Origin of the sequence: Hydrogenophaga sp. 2FB, assembly GCF_005503365.1 — a bacterium.
Classification (GTDB): domain Bacteria; phylum Pseudomonadota; class Gammaproteobacteria; order Burkholderiales; family Burkholderiaceae_C; genus Hydrogenophaga.
Genome location: NZ_SCML01000021.1, coordinates 1 through 20,916 on the forward strand (window position 1 = coordinate 1; position 20,916 = coordinate 20,916).

Here is a 20,916-nt window from a genome sequence, read left to right on the forward strand (position 1 = left end):
AACTCCTGTCGAAGAGCGAGGCGGATTGCCTCACCCGTCAACATGGCAGAACCAGCGGTGGAACGAATAACCACGATGCTGCCGGAGCGATTACCGCGAAAGCGGTTTAGTCCTTCGCTGCACTGCTGTCTCTCACCTTCCAAGGGTGGGCTACAGCCGTCAGTCTGAAGCTTTTGAAACAGCCGGTGCGGGTAGCCAAGATCTCCAGCCGTTATGAGATTCGACAATTTGATCAGCTGCTTGTCTCAGCCCTCGATGCGAAACACCTGACGCAGGTAGGCCAGAAATGTCTCGTCGTCGCAGATGGTTTTGCCCGGCGAGTCGGAGAGCTTGGCCACGGGTTGGCCATTGCAGCTCACCAGCTTCATCACGATGTTCAGCGGCGTCAAACCCACGTCGTTGGTGAGGTTCGTGCCGATGCCAAAGCCGGTCTGGATGCGATCGGCGAAACGACCATACAGGCTGAGTGCTGCCGGCAGGTCCAGGCCATCGGAGAACACCAGCCGTTTGCTGTGCGCATTGACCTTCAGGCGCGCGTAGTGCGCCAATGCCTTCTCTCCCCACACGATAGGGTCACCCGAGTCGTGGCGCAGCCCGTCGAACAGCTTGGCGAAATAGAGGTCGAAGTCGGCCAGGAACGCGTCCATGCCCACCACATCGGTCAAGGCCACGCCCAGGTCACCGCGGTACTCCTGCACCCAGTTCTCAAAGGCCGCCTTTTGAAAGCCCTTGAGCTGAACGCCCGTCGCCTGGAAGGTCTGGAGGTATTCGTGCGCCATGGTGCCGATGGGCACCAGGCCGTACTTCTTCGCCAGGTGAACGTTGGAGGTGCCCTTGAAGAACTCGGGCACCTCACGCGCGAGGGTCGCGACCACCTCCTCTTGCCAGGCCGCCGAGAAGCGCCGGCGCACACCGAAGTCGAAGAATTCGAACGGGTGCTGGCGCTGAAGGTCCCGCGCGCCGATCCGCAGCAGGGCGATCTTGTCCTGCAGACGCCGACGGCCTTCTTCGATCACGTCCGGTGTGGCCAGGCGTCGGAAGTGGATTTCGTTGACGATGGCGAGCACGAAGATCTCGAACAGCATGACGTGGATCTGGGGACCCTTGGCCACGATGCTCAGCCCATCACCGCTGGCCGTCACCGAGATGTAGCGTTGCTGAATTCGGAAGATGCGCAGAAAGTCGATGAAGTCGGACTTCATGTACCGCAGGCCGCCCAGGTACTGCAACTCTTCCTCGGAGAAGCGCAGCGTGCATAGGTGCTCGATCTGTCGCTCCACCTCGTCCCGGATCTCACTCAACGGGTAGGTGGCTTCGTTGCGGCACACAAAACGGTACTCGGCCTGGTTGGCCGGCATCGAGTGCAGCATGGGCTGCAACATGGTGAACTTGTAAAGGTCGGTCCCCAGCAGTGAGGTCACGACCGGTACAAAGTCCGCTCCGACTTCCTGCGCTGGTGTGTGGTGCGTGTTCACTGTGGTCTCCCCGTCGTGTCCGTGCGTCATGAAATGGATTGTGCGAATTCGTCGGCCGTCATCACGACGGTGCCGGCTGCGCGGGCTCGCGCGAACAGGGCATCGGCCAGCTTTTCGAAGCCCGGCACCGGACTCATGCAGTCCCGCAGCAGGACCACTCTCGGCGTCAGAGCCGGCGCACCGGCCAGGAAGCGCATGAACTGGTCGTAACTGGCGGCCACACAGTGGCTCGAAGCCTGACCCGCGATCGCGATGACATCGGCACCGTCGGCCAGCGAGGTGGCCAGTGCCGTGTTGAACTGGGTGCCCGGGACCGACGGCACGGGAGCATCGGCTTCGAACACCCCGAAGTGCTCGGTCAACGGGTACTCGCCCTTGAGCACCTTGGCAACGGCACGTTGGTGGGTCATTTCCCAGGCCGCGAGGGCACGGGCCACATCGCTGTGGATGTTGTGACCCCAGGTGCCCGTGACGCAGTGCACCGGCCAGACCACCATCCCGCCTTTGCCTGCCCCGGCCAGTTGTTCGAGCATGGCGACGACCTGCCTGGTCAAGCCGGCATCTCTGGGACGGTAGGCACCGGCGAACACATCCGCAGCCGTGATGAAGGTGAAGGGCGCAATGGGCTGTCCGTCCCGGCCGAGCCAGAACGTGGTGCGTTCGACCGCAACACTCGCATGCGAATCCAGTGTGACCGTGATGTCGCTGATGCGGCCCTGGTTCGTCTTGATGAAGCCGGCCAGGCGCGTGAGATCGGTGTTGGCACCCGCCACCGGCAGCGCCGCGCCGTCGATGTCGCAGAAATCGTTTTGGGGATCGATGATCAGGAGCTTGGTGCGCATGTCAGTCCTTGGTGGATAACACTTCGACAGAGCGGAACGTTCGCGGAAACACCGCCGCCCGCTCGCGGTCCAGGATGCGGTAGCCCATGGCTGCGCGGCCGGCATCACCAGCGATGGATCCCGCCTCGATCAGGAACTGCGCATCCAGCATGCGCTTGCGAAACGCGCTCTTGTCCATGGGCCTGCCCAGCACGATCTCGTAGGTTCGTTGCAGCTGCGGCAGCGTGAAAGGCTCCGGCAACAGAAAGGCCGGAAGCGAGGTGTACTCCACCTTGCCGCGCAGTCGCTCCACGGCCGCCGCCAGGATCTCTGCGTGGTCGAAGGCGAGGCGCTTGCGCAGGGCCGTGTCGACCTCGACCCATTCCGATACGGGCGGTGCCTTCGATCCCGTTTCCTCACCGGTCTCGGGCGGTGGCACCAGAGCGAAATAGACATGCGTGGCGCACCACCCCCGAGGATCGCGCGTGGCGCTGCCCCAGCTGCCCAGCTGCTCCAGGTAGGGGGTTTGGAGCCCGGTCTTCTCCCCCAGCTTGCGCAGCGCGCAGTCGTGCAGGCTCGCATCGACGTCCACGTTGATGAATCCGCCCGGCAGGGCTAGGCGCCCGGGGTGAGGATCTCCAGCGGCATCGAGACGGCGCACGAGAAGCACCTTCAACTGCTCGTCGATCACCGTGAAGATCACCACGTCGACCGTGACCAGCGGGCGTTCGAAGGCGGGTACCGATGGGCGTGCCGTGGGTTTTTTGGTGGCCATGGTTGACATCTCCTGTTTGAGTTGTACTATACAACCCATTAAAGGTTGTACTGTGCAACTTAAAAAGGAGCTCCAAATGCTTGGCATCCAGTTCATCAAATCGCAGCCCACCACCCACCTCATGCAGTTCCGTGGCGGCAAGCTCGTGCGCCAGGGGGCGGGCCTCTCGTTTTTCTACTACGCACCCACCACCTCGCTGGTCGCGGTGCCGATCGCCAGCCGCGACGCCGGCTTCATGCTCGACCTGGTCACCAGCGATTTCCAGGGGGTCACGGTTCAGGGTGAAGTCACCTACCGGGTGGGTGACCCAAGCCGCATCTACAAAATGATGGATTTCTCACTGGAACCTGATGGCGTCACTTACGCCTCGGACGACCCCGAGCGCCTCCAGGACCGGGTCGTGATGCAGGTGCGCGCCATCGTGCAGCAGGTGATCCAGGCGCTGCCGCTTCGCAATGCACTCAAGGCCACGGCCGAGGTGGCGCGTGCCGCCCAGGAACAGCTGGGCAACCAGCCCGAGGTGAAGGCGCTGGGTCTGGAGATCCTGGGTGTGGCGGTGGTGGCTATCAAGCCCACGCCCGACATCGCCCGGGCGCTGGAGGCCGAGGCCCGCGAGGCCAACCTGAAGGCCGCCGATGACGCCATCTCCCAGCGCCGCATGGCCGGTGTGCAGAACGAGCGGGCCATCCGGCAGAACGAGCTGGACACGGAGATCGCGGTAGAGGTGAAGAAACGCGAAATCCAGGAAACCCAGATGGAGGCCAAGGCCGCGGCGATGCGGCGCCAGAACGAGCTGCGGGCGGAGCAGATGAGCGCCGACATCGTGCTGGAGAACCAGCGCAAGGAATTTGTCACCAGCGAGGCACAGAACACACGCCAGGAGGCCGAGGCGCAGGCGCACAAGGTGCGCGCGGTGATGGACGCCCTGGAGAAGGCCGATCCCCGCGTGGTACAGGCCTTGGCGGCCGTGGGCATGCAGCCTGGTCAGTTGATCGCACAGGCGTTCGGCGGCATCGCCGAGCGGGCCGAGCGGATAGGGCAGCTGAACATGTCGCCCGAGTTGCTCAACTCGCTGATGGGCGCCGGTGTGGGTGCGGGTGTCGGGACTGGGTCGGTGGTGGCACGGAGGCCGGTGTGAGCGGGGCAGTCGGACTGGGGGACCGGCGGGTGGTGCTGGTGACGCGCCGCACCCGGCTGGACCAGCTGATCGCCCGCTACAACACGCTCGGACAGGCCAAGTTCTACGTCGAGCACCTGGGGGCGGACTTCACGGACTACCTCAAAGAGAGCGAGGCGTACGCGGCCAGCCTGCGGGTGACGGTGCAGGCCCTGCAAACCTGGGGCCGCTATCAGATCGTGGACCGGTCGCTGCTGGCCAACTTCGTCTTCGCACCCACAGACATCGTGGTGGCGCTGGGGCAGGATGGCCTGGTGGCCAACACCATGAAGTACCTGGAGGGTCAACCGCTGGTGGGCCTCAATCCGGAGCCTTCGCGCTGGGACGGTGTGTTGTTGCCGTTTCGGCCGGACGACCTGGGTGCGGTCTTGCCAGGCGTGGCCGCGGACCAGCGAGACACCCGCTCGGTGACGATGGCCGAAGCGCGCTTGAGCGACGGGCAGGTGCTGCGCGCCGTGAACGATCTCTTCATCGGTCCCCGCGGCCACACCTCGGCGCTCTACGACCTCTCGCATGGATCGAAGACCGAGTTCCAGTCCTCCTCGGGGTTGATCGTGTCGACAGGACTGGGCTCCACCGCTTGGCTCAAGAGCATCGTGACGGGTTCGTTGGCGATTGCGCGCACGTTGGGCACGCAATCGTCGGAGGAGGTCTATCAGCCCATGCCGTGGGAAGAGCGGGCTCTGGTGTTTGCCGTGCGGGAGCCGTTTCCGACGCGGACCGCGCAAGCCACGCTGGTCTACGGGCGGGTGCAGGTCGGCGAGCCGCTTAAGGTCCGATCGCGCATGTCGGACAACGGGATCATCTTCTCGGACGGCATGGAGGCCGACTACCTCCAGTTCACAGCGGGTATGGAGGCCACGATCGAGCCCTCTGTAACGACTGGCCAACTGGTGATCTGAAATCGCGTTCACCGGTAGAGACACTGCAATCGAGGGGCGCTCGAGTAATGCGTCGCCAGCGACCGTTTCGTTCGCACACCAACCAATCGAAAGCAGCGCAACTGACGATCTCTATGCCCTTTGGGCTGGGGTGGCCCTAGAACGACCTATTGGGCCAGGCCTTCAGTCCACGACGGATGCGGTTGTGCGCCTGGGTTCGCATAGCAAAAAATGTTTTCACTAGGCGCCAGCGACTGTGAGGCTCTCTGTGTGCACTTCCCGAAAAATGCAAGTGTCCCCGTTTTACTAACCCCAACTAGCCGCACCTTCTGCATCGCAAATCACCGGCCGAGTGCATTGCGCACTCCACAGGGGGGTGTAGTGGCGTTCATCGCAGCAGCGGTGATTTCTCCTTTGAAATCAAAGGTAAATGCGGATTGGTCCTCCAAAGTCACATGTCCTGAACCTTCTTTGGTGAGAATTTTATTTGCATGTCCCCATGGCAGTTTCTGGGCAGAAACAGTCCTCGCTACGCATCAAGTGTCCCCGTTTTACTAACCTCGAGTGGCCGCACCTTCTGCACCGCAAGTCACCGGCCGAGTGCATCGCCAACTCTACAGGGTGGTGTAGTGGCATTCATCGCAGCAGCGGTAATTTCTCCTTTGAAATCAAAGGTGAATGCGGATTGGTCTTCCAAAATCACATGTCCTGAACCTTCTTTGGTGAGAGCTATTTGCATGTCCCAGTGGAAGTTTCTGGGCATAAACAGGCCTCGCTACGCATCAAGTGTCCCCGTTTTACTAACCTCGGTGACCTCAGCTGCCTCCGACACCGACCACGTTCCTGGTGTTCCGCCCCAGCTGTAAAGCAGGCTACAGCTGGGGCGGACCTCGATCATTGCGAAAACCAAAAATTAGAACCGTTCTATACGAGCTTCCAGTCTATTCGTTCTGGCGTCCAAGCCGGCACGGTCAGCTCGTCTTCAGCAATCCAGCGTCCAGAATCGTTTTTTCTCCAAATCCAAAAATTGGCACCTGGCTTAAAAGCTTCTTTATATCGCTTGAGAATCGCTGGAGCATCTGTTATCAAGCGCATCTTGTCAAATCTAGCGGACCCATTTGTTGTCCTCAATGAGAGTAACGTTGAATAAACAAAGACATCCAAATCTCGCTCCCACTTGGGTGAAAGTTCAACCTCGATAGACACTTTCAATCCCGAGGAATAAAGCCACACAGCATCGGGGTGCTTTACCCCATTCTGACTCTTTGCCTTCATTTCCTTCTCTGACCAATAATCCGAAATCTCACCTGAGACTAAGTGCTCTGCTGTGAAGCGTTGCACCATCTCGTTGTGCAGCAAAGTGTTCTGGTTGATCCGATCTGGACGATGCTCATATTGCAGCGGCTCCATCCGATTGATCTCAACCATGTGCTTGCCATCTTGTGTCAACGTCAAAAAAGAACCCGGCAGATATTTCTCGTTCCGCCGACTGTTCGTCTTTGTGACGACTGCCAACTTGTTCTTAACTAGGCGAGATGCCAGTCCTGATCTTTTGGATCCAACTAAAATTTCTAACGTCGTGGAGCTTGCCCATCCCCACCTGTACATCCAGCTTAGTGCTGTTTGTGTCCTTTCTCTTCCTCTCTCAAGGGTTGTTTGCCCTTTTAGTCGTTCCCTTAAAACAGCTCTTGCAATTGAGGTCCTGTTGAATTCTTCTTCCGGTTCTTTGATGTTCATAGTTCGTTAAATAGTGGGAGACATTGATTCCGCTAGCACTATGTCCCGCACTATCCAAGTTGATTTGCACCCACTATGAGGCGCACTTGGACAGACTTTGAGATGTGTGCACGGGGGATATGTGCGACAAAAAATAAGTCCGCGCCTGCGGCGGGAGCTGCGCTCCCCGCTACGCGGCCCCCCAGCGCTTCGGCTGCGCCTGCGCGGGAGGGGCAGTGGCTTCGCCCCTATCCCTCCCCGCCATGCGGCGGCTCCCCACCCATCCCCAACACCTGTGCGCCGCTTCGCGGCTACCTGGGAGGTTTACCGACTGCGCACTGCCGTGCTCGGGCTGGCGCCTGTGCTCCGCACATCGGAAACCTCCCAGGTAGCCGCGAAGCGGCGCACAGCAGTCCTTCGGACGAGGCTCCCGCCTCCCCGGTGGGCCGGGTGCCCTCCGCACAGGTCTTCGACCGGGCTGCCGCCCCCCGCAAGGCGGGTGCCCCCGAATGCACCTGGCGGCGCATTCTTTCCTCGCCGACCACGCGACGCATGTTCATAGAGCATCTGCAACGAACATGAGCGGAGACTCCACACCGTGTGGCCGCTCCGCAAACTCTTGAGCTTCTTGATCCAGCCAAACCCCCACATGGCTTCCTTGGGTTCTGGATAGATCCACCTTCTTGCCTTTTTGAGTTGTGCACATATCCACTGCAGTCACCGAGCAACATCGGTAGAACGTCACTTTCTGTGATGAGCTACCAAAAAAGCAGGAGACTATTCGGTTGAATATGTTTAACTTCAAAGGTATTAAGATATGGATCTCACACTCGACCCCGTCCAACTTTCGGAAACGCTTGAAGACATGAAGGGGTTAATAAAATTTCATCAGCATGGTGAATACGGCTATCCTGTGGTGATGCAAATGAATCTGCTGGGATGTTTATTTGAGTCACAGCAGAGAGTTAAGGGATTTAGAGAGCTTCTGCTGCTCTGTAAAACCACCAGCCAACTATTTGATGATGAATATTTTCATTTATTGGGACAGGTTGATGATTTCTTGATTTTTGTTCATGGCGAAATCAAGTCATTTGAAAAGCTAACTGCTAGTTAACCCAATCCCGCTTCGGCGGGATTTTCTTCATTTCCATATGCGCATAAAAAAACCACGACGAATCGTGGTTTTGGGTTGCTAACTATGTTGATCTGGTGAAGATCAACATTTAATGATACTTGCCTTGGTGAAAATGTTGATGCAAGCTGTTGGCTATGTCAGTCTTCATTGTCAAAACCTCTCAGGTACACTGAGACAACAATGGATGCTAACGATAATGTTGAAATTATAACCACTTTCAGCCATGAAAATTGTTCATTGATGAAGATAATAAAGAAGAGAGCCCAGACCAAACCCGTGGCAATCTTTTCGAAAAGATCAGCAAGACCAGTCCGTTGAGCAGTGTTGATACGCATAAGTAGATTTTTCCTTTAAAAGGTCAGGCACATCGCCATGACTGAGAGGGATATGTATCTACAGAAAAAAGGCACCCAGCCGTACCAACCTGCTCGCTTTAAGGTTTCAGCTTGGGGATCCGTGGACTCGAGACTCAGCCTTCTTGATCGGAAGGCGGTGTGCCTCACCCATCAGATGGCAGTCTCAATATGCTGGAAAAATAAAGAGTTTTCGATCCGCTTCTCAACCGTGTCCGGGACGAGGTAGCACTGTTGTCAGACAGCACCCTTTCTGATCCCACACTGCTCAAGCAAGAACTGCTCATGGCGTTCAGCCTGATCGTGACGGTTTGTGAGCATCAGACCTGACCTATGGCTTCAAGGGGTGGCTGTAACCTCGGAGAACGCGATGGTGCCGGTTCACGCTGTAGGCGAAGCATCTAACTTGTTCATCGACCAACATTCACCTGTCTTGGTGAAGTTTTGTGTTTCGAACAAAAAACTGTCGCCCATAAAAAACTAGTAGCTCCGAAGAGCTACTAGAGAAACTGATCAGGCGAATGACCGTTATCCTTTTGGGTTTGTTAGGGTGCAATGCACGTCGCCATGTGCGCTAGCGGGCAAACGCATTGACGGGATTGTCATGCTGTTTTTGCCTTTGGCCGTTCACGTGAGTGGCGGGTGACTGCTTGGGATATGTCGCCAAAAAATAAAGTCCGTTCGACAGCGTCCTGACCTTTTCAGTCGCGCGCACCTATACGACAAAAGGCTTCTTTCTAGTCAAGCTTCTTGGCCAGATCAGCCGCTCGAGGGTGGTAATACCTGGCAAGCATGCGTGTGGTCTTGTGGCCGGTGACCTTCATGAGTTCATGCATTTCCAGTTTCTCGGCGAGCCGCGTGGTGGCTTCATGACGCAAGTCATGGAAATGAAGGTCGACCATCACCCTGTCATGTTTGTCGATATCAGCAAGGTGATTGATCGTCGCCTCACTGGGTGCACGCTTCTTGAACTTCAGTGCGGTGATCTCGCGCTCTTGGGCTTTTTCGTCGACACCGTGCTTTTCGAGTAGCTCACGAAGCAATCCAAATACATGGGTTCTCCTTGCGCGAGTCACTGCCCGTTCCCAAGACAACTGAAGTGCGTTCTGACTAAGTGGGAGTACTTTTCCTCGTGCAGCTTGGGGAAGTGAGTTGAGAAGAGCCACAGCCCGCCTCGAAAGCGGTGCATCTCGATATTCATCGCCGTTTTTGGTTTTTCCGCCATCCCGACCACGAATTCGTGCAACACGTTGCTCCAGGTCGATTTCTTCCCATTTGAGAGACAACAGCTCACTTTGGCGCGCCCCAGTCTCCATGGCCAGTACTGCTGCAGCATGTGGCCACACGCTGGCACACTCTTTCAAAGCATTCAGCAGAAGATCCTCTTCAAGACTCTCGAGCCTTCTTGTTCGGTCGTTGTTCGGGCTGGGTTTACGAACATCCTCGACAGGATTTCCTTTGGGCAGGGCTATGTTCCAGTCCAGCTTGGCAGCCTTGAAGATCCGAGAGACCATGCCCAGCTCATGCAGCACGGTCTGTGGACTTACTGCCTTCAATCTCTCGTCCCGGTACGCAGACAGCTTGGCCGGCGTGATGGCGGCAAGGGAGTACGAGCCAAACTCTTCGGTCACGCGCTTGAGCACGTAGCCGTCTTGTTGCTTCCCTCGCTTTGAAGGGAGTACATCTGTCCGGTAGCGCTCAGCAGCTTCGAAGAAAGTGGTTCGTTCGGCGTCGTTCCTGGAGATGAACGAATCCGTATCCATCTCACGCTCCACCGATCTCGCCCATGCCTCCGCTGCCGCCTTCGTGTCGAACGTTTTGCTTTGAGAGGGCCATCCATCACGACGGACTTTTGCCTGCCACTTTCCAGATTCGCGTCGCGTGAAATTTGCCATCGAAGTTCAGTGTCCCGGATTTGTCCCCAAAAAAGAAAAATGGGGGAGAATATGTAAAAAACATATTGTAAATCAAAGACATAAGAGCTGTGTATTTACGGCCTGTCACGCCGGGGGTCGCGGGTTCGAGTCCCGTCCACTCCGCCAAAATATCAATGGGCTGCAGTCGAAAGACTGCAGCCCATTTTGGTTTCTGGCGTTCATCCGCCGATGTGAAACGCCATCAGCCTTCTTCGACAAAGGCCTCCTCGCGGCCCTTCTTCACGCTTGGCAGCAACACAACGGCCAGCAGCACCGCGGCCGCGACGAGCAACGTGGCAGAGATCGGGCGTGACACGAAGACGCCCCAGTCGCCGCGCGAGATCAGCAGCGTGCGGCGCAGGTACTCCTCCATCATCGGACCCAGAATCAGACCCAGCAGCAAGGGTGCCGGTTCGCATTCCAGCTTGTGGAAGATGTAGCCCACGATGCCGAACCACCCCAGTATCCAGACGTCAAAGGTATTGTTGTTCGTGGAATAGACGCCGATGGCGCAGAACAGGACGATGGCCGGGAAGAGCCAGCGGTACGGAATGGTCAACAGCTTGATCCACAGACCAATCAGCGGCAGGTTCAGGATGACGAGCATCAGGTTCCCGATCCACATCGAGACGATCAGCCCCCAGAAGAGTTCGGGGTTGCTGGTCATGACCTGTGGGCCCGGCTGGATGTTGTGAATGGTCATCGCCCCGACCATCAGCGCCATGACCGCGTTGCCGGGGATGCCGAGCGTCAGAAGCGGAATGAACGAGGTCTGCGCGCCTGCGTTGTTGGCCGCTTCGGGGCCTGCCACGCCGCGAATGTTGCCGCGGCCAAACGGCACTTCCCCCCGCCGTGGTTTGAGCTTTTTCTCGATCGTGTACGAAGCAAAAGCGGACAGCAGCGAGCCTCCGCCCGGAAGAATGCCCAGCGCCGAGCCCAGGGCGGTGCCGCGCAGCACCGCGGGCGTCATGTCGCGGAAGTCTTGCGCCGTCGGCCACAGGCCGCTGACCTTGGCGGTGAACACTTCCCGATCCTGGTCCGGCTTGGCCAGGTTGGCGATGATCTCGCCGTAGCCGAAGATGCCCATCGCGATCGCGATAAAGCTGATGCCGTCGGTGAGCTCCGGGATGTCGAACGAGAAGCGCGCCACGCCGGAATTGACGTCCGTGCCCACCAGCCCGATCAGCAGGCCGGTGACCACCATGCACAGCGCCTTGATGAGCGAACCCGAGGCCAGCACCACGGCGCCGATCAGGCCGACGATCATCAGGGAGAAGTACTCGGCGGGTCCAAACGTGAGGGCGATCTCGGTGAGCGGTGGCGCGAATGCCGCGAGCACCAGCGTGGCCACGCTGCCGGCGAAGAACGAGCCCAGACCCGCTGCCGCCAGCGCGGCCCCCGCGCGGCCGTTCTGGGCCATCTTGTGGCCGTCAATGACCGTCACCACGGATGACGCTTCACCCGGCAAGTTCACCAGGATGGCGGTCGTGGATCCGCCGTACTGCGAGCCGTAGTAAATGCCCGCGAGCATGATCAGCGCGGCCACCGGCGGCAGCCCGTACGTGGCGGGCAGCAGCATCGCGATGGTCGCCGTCGGGCCAACTCCCGGGAGCACGCCGATCAGCGTGCCCAGCATGCAGCCGATGAAGGCGTAGAGCAGGTTCTGCAGTGTGAACGCCGCGCCGAAGCCGACGCTCAGGTGGTCGAGTAGTTCCATTGTGGTTCAGTTGCCGATGAAGGTGGGCCAGACCTGGAACTGCAAGCTCAGGCCCAGGACGAAAACGAGGTAGCTGCTCACCGCGAGGATGAGCGCGAGGATCAACACGCCGCGCCATCTGAACTGGGTGCCGGCCATGCTTGAAATGACCACCACCGCGAGGATGGCCGCGATCAGGCCCATGGCCGGCACGCCCAGTGTCTGCACGCCGCCCAGCAAGATGCCGAAGACGAGGTTCGCGCCGACGATGAACAGCAGCGGCTTCCAGGCGATGCGTCCGATGGGGCCGCCATCGGGTCGGCCGGTGGACAAGGAAACGGCGACGACGCCAGCGCCCATCAAGGCCAGCAGGATGCCGAGCATCAGTGGAAAGTAGGCGGGTCCCATTCGGGCTGCGGAGCCGACCGTGTAGTTGGTCGCGCCCACGGCGAAGGCTGTGCCGATCGCCATGAACATCAATCCGGAAACGAAATCCTTGCGACTCTTGATCTGCATGGTGGAAGTGGTGGTAAAGCGGAAAGGACAAAACCTCTCACCCGTCAACGGGCAAGAAATTCGCGGGACATGACCGGCGGAAGGAGAGGGTCCGAGGAGGATCGGTTGCCAGCCAGATACATCATGTTATGAACCAATTTAAATCATGTCATGAGTAATTTCCCTGTCAGCAAGAATCGTTCAGGAGAGCCGGGCCACGCTGATATAGTCCCGCTGCCTCATGGCGTCATGAGGGGAAAATGCGACATGACCAAAAAAACAGAGTCGGATGAGAAGCACCGCTACGAGGCGCTGTCCAACTTCCGTTACATGCTGCGCTGCTTTCTGCGCTTCAGCGAGGACGCGGCGCGCGAGGAAGGCATTACCGCGCTGCAGTACCAGCTCATGCTGCACACGCAGGGTTTTGAGGGGCGCACCTGGGCCAGCATCACCGAGATCGCCGAGCGTCTGCAGATGCAGGTGCATGGCGCGGTGGCGCTGGTCACACGTTGCGAGGAGGCCGGCCTGGTGCGGCGAAAGCCCAGCGAACACGATCGTCGCCAGGTCGAGGTGCATCTCTTGCCCGCCGCCCGCCGCAAGATGGCGCGGCTGGCGGCACAGCATTCGGCCCAACTCTCCGCGCTGGTCGAAGCCGTGACGCTGGCGTCCAGCGTGGACGACGGCGTTTGAGCGGTGCTGGGGCGCTGGATGCGCCCCAGCTTTGCGGGAGCAGGCCCGCGGACGCTTACTCGGGCTTGATGCCCGCCGTTTTCATGATGTTGGCCCAACGCTTGAAGTCGTCGTTCACCATCGCGGCGAATTGCTCCTGCGACGTGGGGGGCATCTCCAGCCCCATCTCCTGCAACTTCGCCGCGACTTCGGGCAGTTTGATGATGCGGTTGACCTCGAGCGAGAGCTGTTGCACCTTGTCATGGGGTGTTTTTGCCGGCATGAACATGCCGATCCAGCTGTACGACTCCAGGCCTTTGTAGCCCAGCGTGGCAAACGTCGGGACGTTCGGCGTGGCCGGGTAGGGCCGGGACACGCCCAACAGGCGCAGCTTGCCCGATTCGATGTGCGGCTTCATCGTGGCGTAGTCGCTGAAGGCCGATTGCACTTCACCCGCGACCAGCGCCATCACCACCGGTGCGCTGCCTTTGTACGGCACGTGCATCAGATCGGTCTTCGCCTGGTCGTTGAGCACGACGCCGTACAGGTGGCCGATCGAGCCTTGCCCCACCGACGCATAGCTGAAGGTCTTGGGATTCTTGCGAACCTCGTCGAAGAAATCCTTCAAGGTCGTGGCATTGGTCTTGGTCGAGTTGACCGCAAAGATCAACGGGGCGCCGCCGAGCTCGACCACCGGGATCAGATCGCGTTGCGCGTCGTACGGCATTTTCGAGATCAGATTGGGCGCTTGTACCACCAGCTGGTTGGTGATCAGCACAGTGTTGCCGTCTGGTGCCGCTTTGACCACCAGGTCGGCGCCGATGGTGCCGCTGGCGCCGGGCCTGTTCTCCACGATCACGGTCTGGCCCAGGCGCTCCTGAAGTTTCTGCTGGATGAGGCGAGCGAGAAAGTCGCCCGCGCCGCCTGGCGCGAAGGACACCACCAGGCGCATGGTTTTGCCAGAGGACGCGGCTGGCGCCGGAGCAACCGGTGCCTGCGCGTTCACCGATGGCGCGAGCAAGCCCATGGCGGCCACCAGAGGAACGCAGCGGATGAAAAGACGTTTGGTCGGTGCTTTCATGGTGATCAATCCAGTTTGACGCCGACTTGTTTGATCAGGGTGGTCCAACGCGTGTAGTCGTTCTGCACGATGGTGGCGAATTGCGCCGGCGGTGTGCCACCGAGTTCGAAGCCCACATCGGTGAACTTCGCGGCGACATCGGGGGCCTTGATCGCGGCCGCCACTTCGGCATGCAGGCGCTGCACCACGTCCGCGGGCGTCTTGGCGGGCAGGAACAACGCGCCCCAGCCATAGGACTCGAAGCCCTTGAAGCCCAGTTCGCTGAAGGTCGGCACGTCCGGCGTGAGCGCAGGGCGCTGTGTGCCGGTGACGCCCAGCAGGCGCACCTTGCCCGAGGCCACGTGGGGCTTGAGGCTCACATAGTCGGCAAAGGCGGCGTTCACTTCACCGCTGACCAGGGCGACCATGGCGGGTGCGCCACCCTTGTAGGGCACGTGCAGCAGCTCGGTGCCCGTGGCGTCGCCCACGCGATAGCCATACAGATGGTGCGAAGAACCGCTGCCGACCGAGCCGTAGGTGATCTTGCCGGGGTTGGCCTTGGCGTACGCGACGAACTCCTTCATGTCTTTCACGGGGAGTTTCTCGGTGTTCACCGCGAGCCACAGCGGCGTGCGGATCACGTCGGTCAAGGGCGTGAAGTCCTTCAGCGGGTCGTAGGGCAGCTTGCTGTACAGCGCGGCCGTCTGCACGATCAGCGGGCCGTTGAACAGAATGGTGTAGCCGTCGGCCGGGGACTTGGCCACGAAGTCGGAGGCGATGATGCCGCCCGCGCCCGGCTTGTTGTCCACGATCACCGGTTGCTTCATCGAGGCTTCCATCTTCTGCGCGATGGTGCGCGCGATGAAGTCGTTGCCGCCGCCCGCCGGGCTGTTCACGATGATCTTGATCGGGCGGTTCGGGAAGCCCTGGGCGGCCGCGGTCGCGGCCACAGACAGGGCGGCCGTGGCCAGGAGGGCTGCGGTCAGGTGTTGGATGCGTTTCATGTGCTGTGTCTCCTTTGTTGAAATATCAAGGCCGGGTGCTGTAGGCATCGAGTGAAGCCACCAGGGTCTCGGGTGTGTCGGTGGCGGCTCGGGTGCGCGGGAAAATGTGCGCGGTGCGCTCTCTGCGGTCGAACCAGATCGATTCGTCCGACGTCTGTGGTGGCCGTTTTGCAGCCAGGTACACGATGGTGTCGGCGCCCTGCGGATCGCTGCGCAGCACCGACTTGAGGGTCTCGCGGAAGCGGGGCATCGAGCGGCCGACCGCCGCGGTGTCGACCCAGCCGGGGTGCATCACATAGAAGTTGCGACCGGTGCCAGCGAACTTGCGCCGCCAGTACTGGGTCAGTACCACCTGCGCGCGCTTGGACAGGCCGTAGGCACGCACGCCCAGGTACGCAGGCGTGGTGTTGGTGCCGGTAATGTTGAGGTCCTTCACCACCAGCGGGTGGTTGTACATGCCGCCCGACGCGGTCTCGATCACGGTGGCGTTGTCGGCCAGCAGCCCGCGCGACAGCGCTTCGCGCGTGAAGATGTAGTGGCTCAGGATGTTGGTGACAAACGACGTTTCCAGACCTTCCTTGGTGATGATCTGGTCGCGCTTCTGGATGCCGACGTTGTTCACCAGCACGTCGATCTTCACGCCTTGCGCCTGCAGGCGGTCGAGCAGCGCCCACACCTCGCTGCGCAAGGAGAAGTCGGCCACTTCCTTCTGTACCTGGTCCGGATGCGCTGTCGACTGGGCAAACGCGGTGAGTTTCTCGGCATTGCGCGCCACGCTGATCAGGCGCGCACCAGCGGCCACCGCCGAGCGCGCGGCCGAGCCGCCAATGCCTTCGGAGCCGCCGATCACCAGCCAGGTCTGCCCGCGGAAATCGGGCCTCAGGCTCCCCCAGAAGAGGCTTCGGGCGTGGTAGCCGATCTTGCTGTAGCTCGGCGTGAACCGCACGTAGAAGCTGATCAGTTTGCCCAGCGGTGCATTGGCCGGGTTGCGCAGCAGCGATGGTTTGGCGCCGCTATTCGTGGATGTCATGTTGGTTCCTGAAAGGGAAAAGTACGGATCAGCGGATCACGCGCCTTCGACCACAAAGCTCACCACGGTGGCACAGGAGCCGCCGATGTTGAGCGTTTGCAGGCGGCGCGCGCCATCGATCTGGGCCGCGTCCGCGGTGCCCGTGACCTGGCGGGCGGCGTCCAGCAGCATGCGGCTGCCGGTCGCGCCGACCGGGTGGCCGCAGCCGATCAGGCCACCGCTCATGTTGATGGGGCAGCGGCCACCGGGCGCGATGCTGCCGTCTTCCACGGCTTGCCAGCTCTGGCCGGGCGGTGTGAGGCCGAGGTGGTCGATCGCCACGTATTCGGTGGTGGTGAAGCAGTCGTGGGTTTCCACGCCGTCCATGTCGGCCACGCCGGAGACGCCGGCGCGCCGCCACGCATCTTCGAGCGCGGTGCGCAGGTGCGGAAACACGTAGGCCTCGTCGCGGCTGCGATCGAACTTGTCCTGCAGGCGCAGGCCGGCGTTGCGGTGGCCCCAACCGGTGATGCGGGCCATGCCTTCGAGCGAACGGCCGGTGCGCCGCGCGTGCTCCGCCGCGAAGCGCGGCGAGGCCAGCACGATGCCCGCGCCGCCGTCGGTGATCTGCCCGCAGTCCTGCCGGCGCGTGCCGGGTTCGATCCAGGGGTTGGCCTCGTCGTCGTCGGTGAAGCTGCGTTCGTCGAAGGCCCACTTGCGCGTTTGCGCCAGCGGGTTGGACTTGGCGTTCGTGTAGTTGATCTCGGCGATGCGGTTGAGGTGGCGCCGGTCCAGGCCGTAGCGCTGTTCGTACTCCTGCGCCACGCGGCCGAAGGCGGCCGGCCACATGAACTTGCAGTCGAAGCCTTCGTGGCCTTGCCAGGCCGCGGCGTTCTGGTTCATCGACGCCTCGTTGCCCGGCAGGTTCTTGAACTCTTCCACGCCGAGGACCAGCACGCAGTCGTAGCGGCCCGCCTCGATCTCGGCCATGGCGCTGAGCACCGCCAGCGAAGCCGATGCGCAGGCGCCTTCGTGGCGCATGGCCGGCACGCCCCAGAGCTCGGGCACCACCTGCGCCACCATGGCGCCCAGGTGCGCCTGCTGGCGCTGCAGTTCGCCAAAGGCGTTGCCGACGTGGATGCTCTCGATCGCGCTGGCATCGAGGCCGCAGGCCTCGAGCGTGCCGAGCGTGGTCTCACGCGTCATGTCGGACAGGTCTTGCCCGTTGCGGGACCAGACTTTGGCGAAGTCCGTCTGATGGCCGCCAAGAATGTAGGTGGGGTTGCTCATGTGCGCTCTCTGTGGGTCGATGGGGTGGGCGCGAACTCCGTGAAGTCGGCCCAGCAGGCGTGTGTGCCGCTGCTGATGCGGTGGGGCAGGATGATGCGGGCGACCGGGCCCTTGGCGAGGTCGCTGGCGTCCAGCACCACGCATTCGGAGCGGTTGGTGTTCATGTCGGTGACGAAGCTGACCACGTAGCCATCGTCCTCGGCGCTCGCGTCGAAGCACGGCGCCATCGGCGATTCGCTGCCATAGCGGCCTTCGCCGAAACGGTATTCCTGCGACGCGCCCGTGGTCCAGTCGTAGCGCAGGATGCCGTCGAACAGGAACGCGCCCGGCTTGGCGATCATGTTGTACGAGTAGCGGTACGGCCGACCCCAGTGGCGCACGTTGATCATGCCGAACTCGAGCAGGCGGTCGTCCAGGCGGCGCTCGGTGGTGCGGCCGGTCTTGAGGTTGAAGCGCCACTCGTACAGCGTGGGGCCGTAGCGGTCGGGCCCGAGCGTGTTGCCGCTGTTGTCGTAGCCCTTGGGCGGCATGGGCGTGAGCTGGTGGTAGCCATGCAGCACGATCTCGTCGCCTTCCTCCCACGCGTTGAGCCAATGCAGCACATAGGTGGGGCTGGCCTCGAACCAGCGGATGCCGGTCTGCGGTGCGTGGCGGCGCGGCACGATCGCGAAGCGCGAAGGCTGCTGTTCGCGGTACACCAGCTTGTGGCGGTTCTGCGTCAGCGCGGCCTCGTCCCAGTGCAGCGGGAAGTCGTTGAGGATGGCGAAGTTCTCGGTGAACGCCATGTCGTGCGGCAGCCGCGGCCCGGGCAGCGGCACCGGCACGTAGTGCACGAGCTGGTCGTGGCGGTCGACCTCGCCGTAGTGCATGAAAGGCGGGTTCTTCGAGTAGTTGAAGAACAGCAGGTCGCCCGTGTTCGGGTCCACCTTGGGGTGCGCGGAAATGCCGCCGTCGGGCAGCACCTTCTCGCCCCACGACGAGATGCCGCGCGTGGCCAGCGTGCGCGCGTCCAGGCGGTAGGGCTCGCCGCATTGGTAGAAGGTGGCCAGCGCGCTGCCGGCGTGCACGATCACGTCGGTGGCGGCGCTGTCGCGCAAGCCGCCGCGCGCGCCCCAGCCGGGTCGCTGCGCGAGCGTTGGCTTGTCGATCAGGCCGGCGTACAAGGCATGGCCCGCTTCCTGTTCCTCCTGGAAGGCTTGCGTGCGCACGAAGCGGTTGCGGTACTCGCAGCGGCCCTCGTCGAAGTGCAGCGAGTGGATCATGCCGTCGCCATCGAAGGGGTGGTAGGTGCCCAGCGGCTGGTGCACGGGGTTCTGCGTGTTGCGCAGGTACACGCCCTTCAGGCGGCGCGGCACCTCGCCGATCACCTCGAGTTCGGTCGCGTTGACCTCCTCGTAGTTGGGGGCGAACGGGCCGGTCATGTAGGGGTGGTCGCCCGGCACGAGCGTGTGCGGTACGCGTTCCACAACGTCAACTTCCATGGGTGACATGTCCTTGCAACAGGTTCGAGAAGCGGCGGCCCGCGCTGTCGTATTCCGAGCGCAGTTGGTCCACCACGGTGTGCACCGCGTCCACGGCCTTGATCGCGCCCACGCCTTGTCCCGCGGCCCAGATGTCGCGCCACTTCGAGGGCTTGTTCACGTCGTTGCTGTCGTAGCTGCGCGGCGGGGCACTGGGCAGGTTGTCGGGGTCCAGGCCGCGCGCGCGCAGCGAGGGCTTGAGCCAGCTCGCCGGCGTGCCCGTGAGGCCGGCGCTCACGATGATGTCGTCTGCGGTGCAGTCGACCAGCATCTGCTTGTACGCAGCATCGGCCATGCTTTCTTGCGTGGCGATGAAGCGCGTGCCCATGTAGACCAGGTCGGCACCCGCCGCCACCGCGCCGGCCACACCCCAGCCGTCGGTGATGCCACCGCCGACGATCACGAGGCCGTCGAAGAACTCGCGCACGGCGCTGACGAAGGCGAACGGCGAGAGCGTGCCGGTGTGGCCGCCCGCGCCCGAGCAGATGCAGGCCAGGCCGTTGGCGCCAGCGGCCACCGCCTTGCGCGCCAGGGTCAGGTTGGTGACGTCGGCGATCACCAGGCCGCCGTAGCCGTGCACCGTCTCCATCGCGGGGCGCGGACTGCCGAGCGCGGTGACCACGATCGGTGGCTGGTACTGCGCGATCAGGCGAAGGTCATCGGCCAGGCGCGTGTTGGACGAATGGGTCACGAGGTTGGCGCACCAGGGGCCGATGCTCTCGGGCGGCTGTTCGTCGCGGGCTTGCGCCAACGCTTCGGTGATCTCGCGCATCCACTGGTCCAGCGCTTCGATGGGGCGCGCGTTCGGTGTGGGAAACGCGCCCACGATGCCGGCACGGCAAGCGGCCACCACCAGTTGCGGGCCCGACACCAGGAACATGGGGGCGGCCACCACGGGCACCTTCAGGTGCCGCAGGAAATCGTGTTGTTTCATTCGCTCGCCTTGAACCCGGAGATCTTCACCGCCTCGGCCCAGCGCTTGCTGTCGGCCTGCACGTAGTCGTGGTACTGCCTGGGCGACATGGGCATCGGTTCGAAGTCGATGGCGCGCCACTTCTGCACGATCTCCGGCGACTGCAGCGCCTTGACGAATTCGGCGTTGATGCGCGAGACGGTCGCATCGGGCGTGGCCGCGGGCGCGGAGATGCCCGACCAGATGTAGATCTCCAGGTCCGGGAAGCCCTGCTCGGTGAAGGTGGGCACGCCGGGCAACAGATCCGAGCGTTTGGGCGTGGAGATGGCCAGCACCTTGACCTTGCCGGACTCGACGTGCGGCTTGACCGCCAGCAAGGGCAGGAAGGCCGCTTGCACGTCGCCCGCGAGCAGGCCCTGCACGGCCGGTGGCGTGCCGTTGTAGGGCACGTGCACCATGTCGATGCCCGCGCGCTTGTTCAGGATGACGCCCGCGAAGTGCGAGGAGTTGCCGGCGGTGAACGAGGCGTAGGACACGCCTCCGGCCGGGTTGCTCTTGTTCCAGGCGATGAAGTCTTTCAAGGTGCTGGCCGGCACCTTGGCCGCGTTGACCGCGAGCACCAGCGACGCACCGAGGAAGCCGGTCACCGGCTTGAAGGTTTTCTCGGCGTCGTAGGGCAGCTTGGTGAAGGTGTGGGGGTTGATCGCCAGCATGCTGGTGTTCGTGAGCAGCAGCGTGTAGCCGTCGGCGGGCGCCTGTGCCACCGTCATGGCTGCGATGGTGCCGCCGCCACCGGGCTTGTTGTCCACGATCAGCGCCTGGCCGGTGTTCTTGCGGAACTCTTCGGCCACCTGGCGCAGCGAGGCGTCGAGCGTGTTGCCGGGCGCGAAGGGCACGACCACGCGCACGGGCTTGTCCGGGAAGGTCTGGGCCATGGCGGGCAGGGTGCTGGCGCACAGGGCACCCGCGACAGCCAGCATCAGTGAACGTCTTTGCATCTTTGTCTCCATC

18 protein-coding genes are annotated in these 20,916 nt (G+C 61.8%); 4 read left to right on the plus strand and 14 right to left on the minus strand.

Annotated elements, in window-relative coordinates; genetic code table 11:
• Positions 1–245: 245 nt before the first annotated feature.
• From pncB to FFS09_RS13745, 3 genes are read right to left on the minus strand one after another with little or no spacing between them, the layout of a single operon-like run.
• Positions 246–1,475 carry a nicotinate phosphoribosyltransferase gene (pncB, locus tag FFS09_RS13735; protein WP_289509300.1) on the minus strand — a complete coding sequence of 410 codons (1,230 nt, stop codon included), beginning with the start codon at positions 1,473–1,475 and terminating at the stop codon, positions 246–248.
• A gap of 26 nt (positions 1,476–1,501) precedes the next feature.
• Positions 1,502–2,317, minus strand: coding sequence for a cysteine hydrolase family protein (locus tag FFS09_RS13740; RefSeq protein ID WP_137919458.1), 816 nt, complete (start codon positions 2,315–2,317; stop codon positions 1,502–1,504).
• Between the two features lies 1 nt (position 2,318).
• Positions 2,319–3,071, minus strand: coding sequence for an NUDIX hydrolase (locus FFS09_RS13745; RefSeq protein ID WP_137919459.1), 753 nt, complete (start codon positions 3,069–3,071; stop codon positions 2,319–2,321).
• A 76-nt stretch (positions 3,072–3,147) separates the two neighbouring features.
• Between FFS09_RS13745 and FFS09_RS13750 the strand changes: the two genes are divergently transcribed.
• Together FFS09_RS13750 and FFS09_RS13755 are read left to right on the plus strand one after the other, a co-directional pair.
• A complete protein-coding gene (locus FFS09_RS13750) occupies positions 3,148–4,209 on the plus strand; it encodes an SPFH domain-containing protein (RefSeq protein ID WP_137919460.1) in 1,062 nt (353 codons plus the stop codon).
• Entirely contained in the window at positions 4,206–5,150 is a 945-nt protein-coding gene (locus tag FFS09_RS13755) for a diacylglycerol kinase catalytic domain-containing protein (protein ID WP_137919461.1), read from the plus strand. The genes FFS09_RS13750 and FFS09_RS13755 overlap by 4 nt, the downstream gene beginning before the upstream one ends.
• Before the next feature lie 903 nt (positions 5,151–6,053).
• Here FFS09_RS13755 and FFS09_RS13760 read toward each other — a convergent pair.
• Positions 6,054–6,866: a hypothetical protein gene (locus FFS09_RS13760; protein ID WP_137919462.1), complete on the minus strand. Its 813-nt coding sequence runs from the start codon at positions 6,864–6,866 to the stop codon at positions 6,054–6,056.
• A gap of 796 nt (positions 6,867–7,662) precedes the next feature.
• Here FFS09_RS13760 and FFS09_RS13765 point away from each other — a divergent pair.
• Complete coding sequence (locus tag FFS09_RS13765; protein WP_137919463.1) at positions 7,663–7,959, plus strand: hypothetical protein; 297 nt, start codon at positions 7,663–7,665, stop codon at positions 7,957–7,959.
• Positions 7,960–9,070: 1,111 nt separating this feature from the next.
• Here the strand turns inward: FFS09_RS13765 and FFS09_RS13770 are convergent.
• The 3 genes from FFS09_RS13770 to FFS09_RS13780 form a co-directional block, all read right to left on the minus strand.
• Positions 9,071–10,096 carry a tyrosine-type recombinase/integrase gene (locus FFS09_RS13770; protein ID WP_252374362.1) on the minus strand — a complete coding sequence of 342 codons (1,026 nt, stop codon included), beginning with the start codon at positions 10,094–10,096 and terminating at the stop codon, positions 9,071–9,073.
• Between the two features lie 355 nt (positions 10,097–10,451).
• Positions 10,452–11,966 (minus strand): tripartite tricarboxylate transporter permease, encoded by a 1,515-nt coding sequence (locus tag FFS09_RS13775; protein WP_137919465.1) that lies wholly within the window; start codon positions 11,964–11,966, stop codon positions 10,452–10,454.
• Positions 11,967–11,972: 6 nt separating this feature from the next.
• Positions 11,973–12,461, minus strand: a complete 489-nt coding sequence (locus FFS09_RS13780; RefSeq protein ID WP_137919466.1) for a tripartite tricarboxylate transporter TctB family protein — start codon at positions 12,459–12,461, stop codon at positions 11,973–11,975.
• 246 nt (positions 12,462–12,707) lie between these two features.
• On the opposite strand from FFS09_RS13780, the gene FFS09_RS13785 reads away from it, so the two are divergent.
• Positions 12,708–13,130 carry a MarR family winged helix-turn-helix transcriptional regulator gene (locus tag FFS09_RS13785; protein ID WP_137919467.1) on the plus strand — a complete coding sequence of 141 codons (423 nt, stop codon included), beginning with the start codon at positions 12,708–12,710 and terminating at the stop codon, positions 13,128–13,130.
• 55 nt (positions 13,131–13,185) lie between these two features.
• Here the strand turns inward: FFS09_RS13785 and FFS09_RS13790 are convergent, their stop codons facing one another.
• Genes FFS09_RS13790 through FFS09_RS13820 form a run of 7 tightly spaced genes read right to left on the minus strand, consistent with a single transcriptional unit; the run spans position 13,186 to position 20,903 of the window.
• The gene (locus tag FFS09_RS13790) at positions 13,186–14,190 is read right to left on the minus strand and encodes a tripartite tricarboxylate transporter substrate binding protein (protein ID WP_137919468.1); all 1,005 of its coding nucleotides are present in this window, start codon (positions 14,188–14,190) and stop codon (positions 13,186–13,188) included.
• Positions 14,191–14,195: 5 nt separating this feature from the next.
• Entirely contained in the window at positions 14,196–15,173 is a 978-nt protein-coding gene (locus tag FFS09_RS13795; protein WP_171020018.1) for a Bug family tripartite tricarboxylate transporter substrate binding protein, read from the minus strand.
• Positions 15,174–15,198: 25 nt separating this feature from the next.
• Positions 15,199–16,203, minus strand: a complete 1,005-nt coding sequence (locus FFS09_RS13800; RefSeq protein WP_137919470.1) for an SDR family NAD(P)-dependent oxidoreductase — start codon at positions 16,201–16,203, stop codon at positions 15,199–15,201.
• A 36-nt stretch (positions 16,204–16,239) separates the two neighbouring features.
• Positions 16,240–17,472: an acetyl-CoA acetyltransferase gene (locus FFS09_RS13805; protein ID WP_137919471.1), complete on the minus strand. Its 1,233-nt coding sequence runs from the start codon at positions 17,470–17,472 to the stop codon at positions 16,240–16,242.
• Positions 17,469–18,953, minus strand: a complete 1,485-nt coding sequence (locus FFS09_RS13810) for a carotenoid oxygenase family protein (RefSeq protein ID WP_137919472.1) — start codon at positions 18,951–18,953, stop codon at positions 17,469–17,471. The genes FFS09_RS13805 and FFS09_RS13810 overlap by 4 nt, the downstream gene beginning before the upstream one ends.
• Positions 18,943–19,926, minus strand: a complete 984-nt coding sequence (locus tag FFS09_RS13815) for an NAD(P)H-dependent flavin oxidoreductase (protein WP_137919473.1) — start codon at positions 19,924–19,926, stop codon at positions 18,943–18,945. Before FFS09_RS13815 ends, FFS09_RS13810 begins: the two co-directional genes overlap by 11 nt.
• Positions 19,923–20,903 carry a Bug family tripartite tricarboxylate transporter substrate binding protein gene (locus tag FFS09_RS13820; protein WP_252374363.1) on the minus strand — a complete coding sequence of 327 codons (981 nt, stop codon included), beginning with the start codon at positions 20,901–20,903 and terminating at the stop codon, positions 19,923–19,925. The genes FFS09_RS13815 and FFS09_RS13820 overlap by 4 nt, the downstream gene beginning before the upstream one ends.
• Positions 20,904–20,916: the final 13 nt, after the last annotated feature.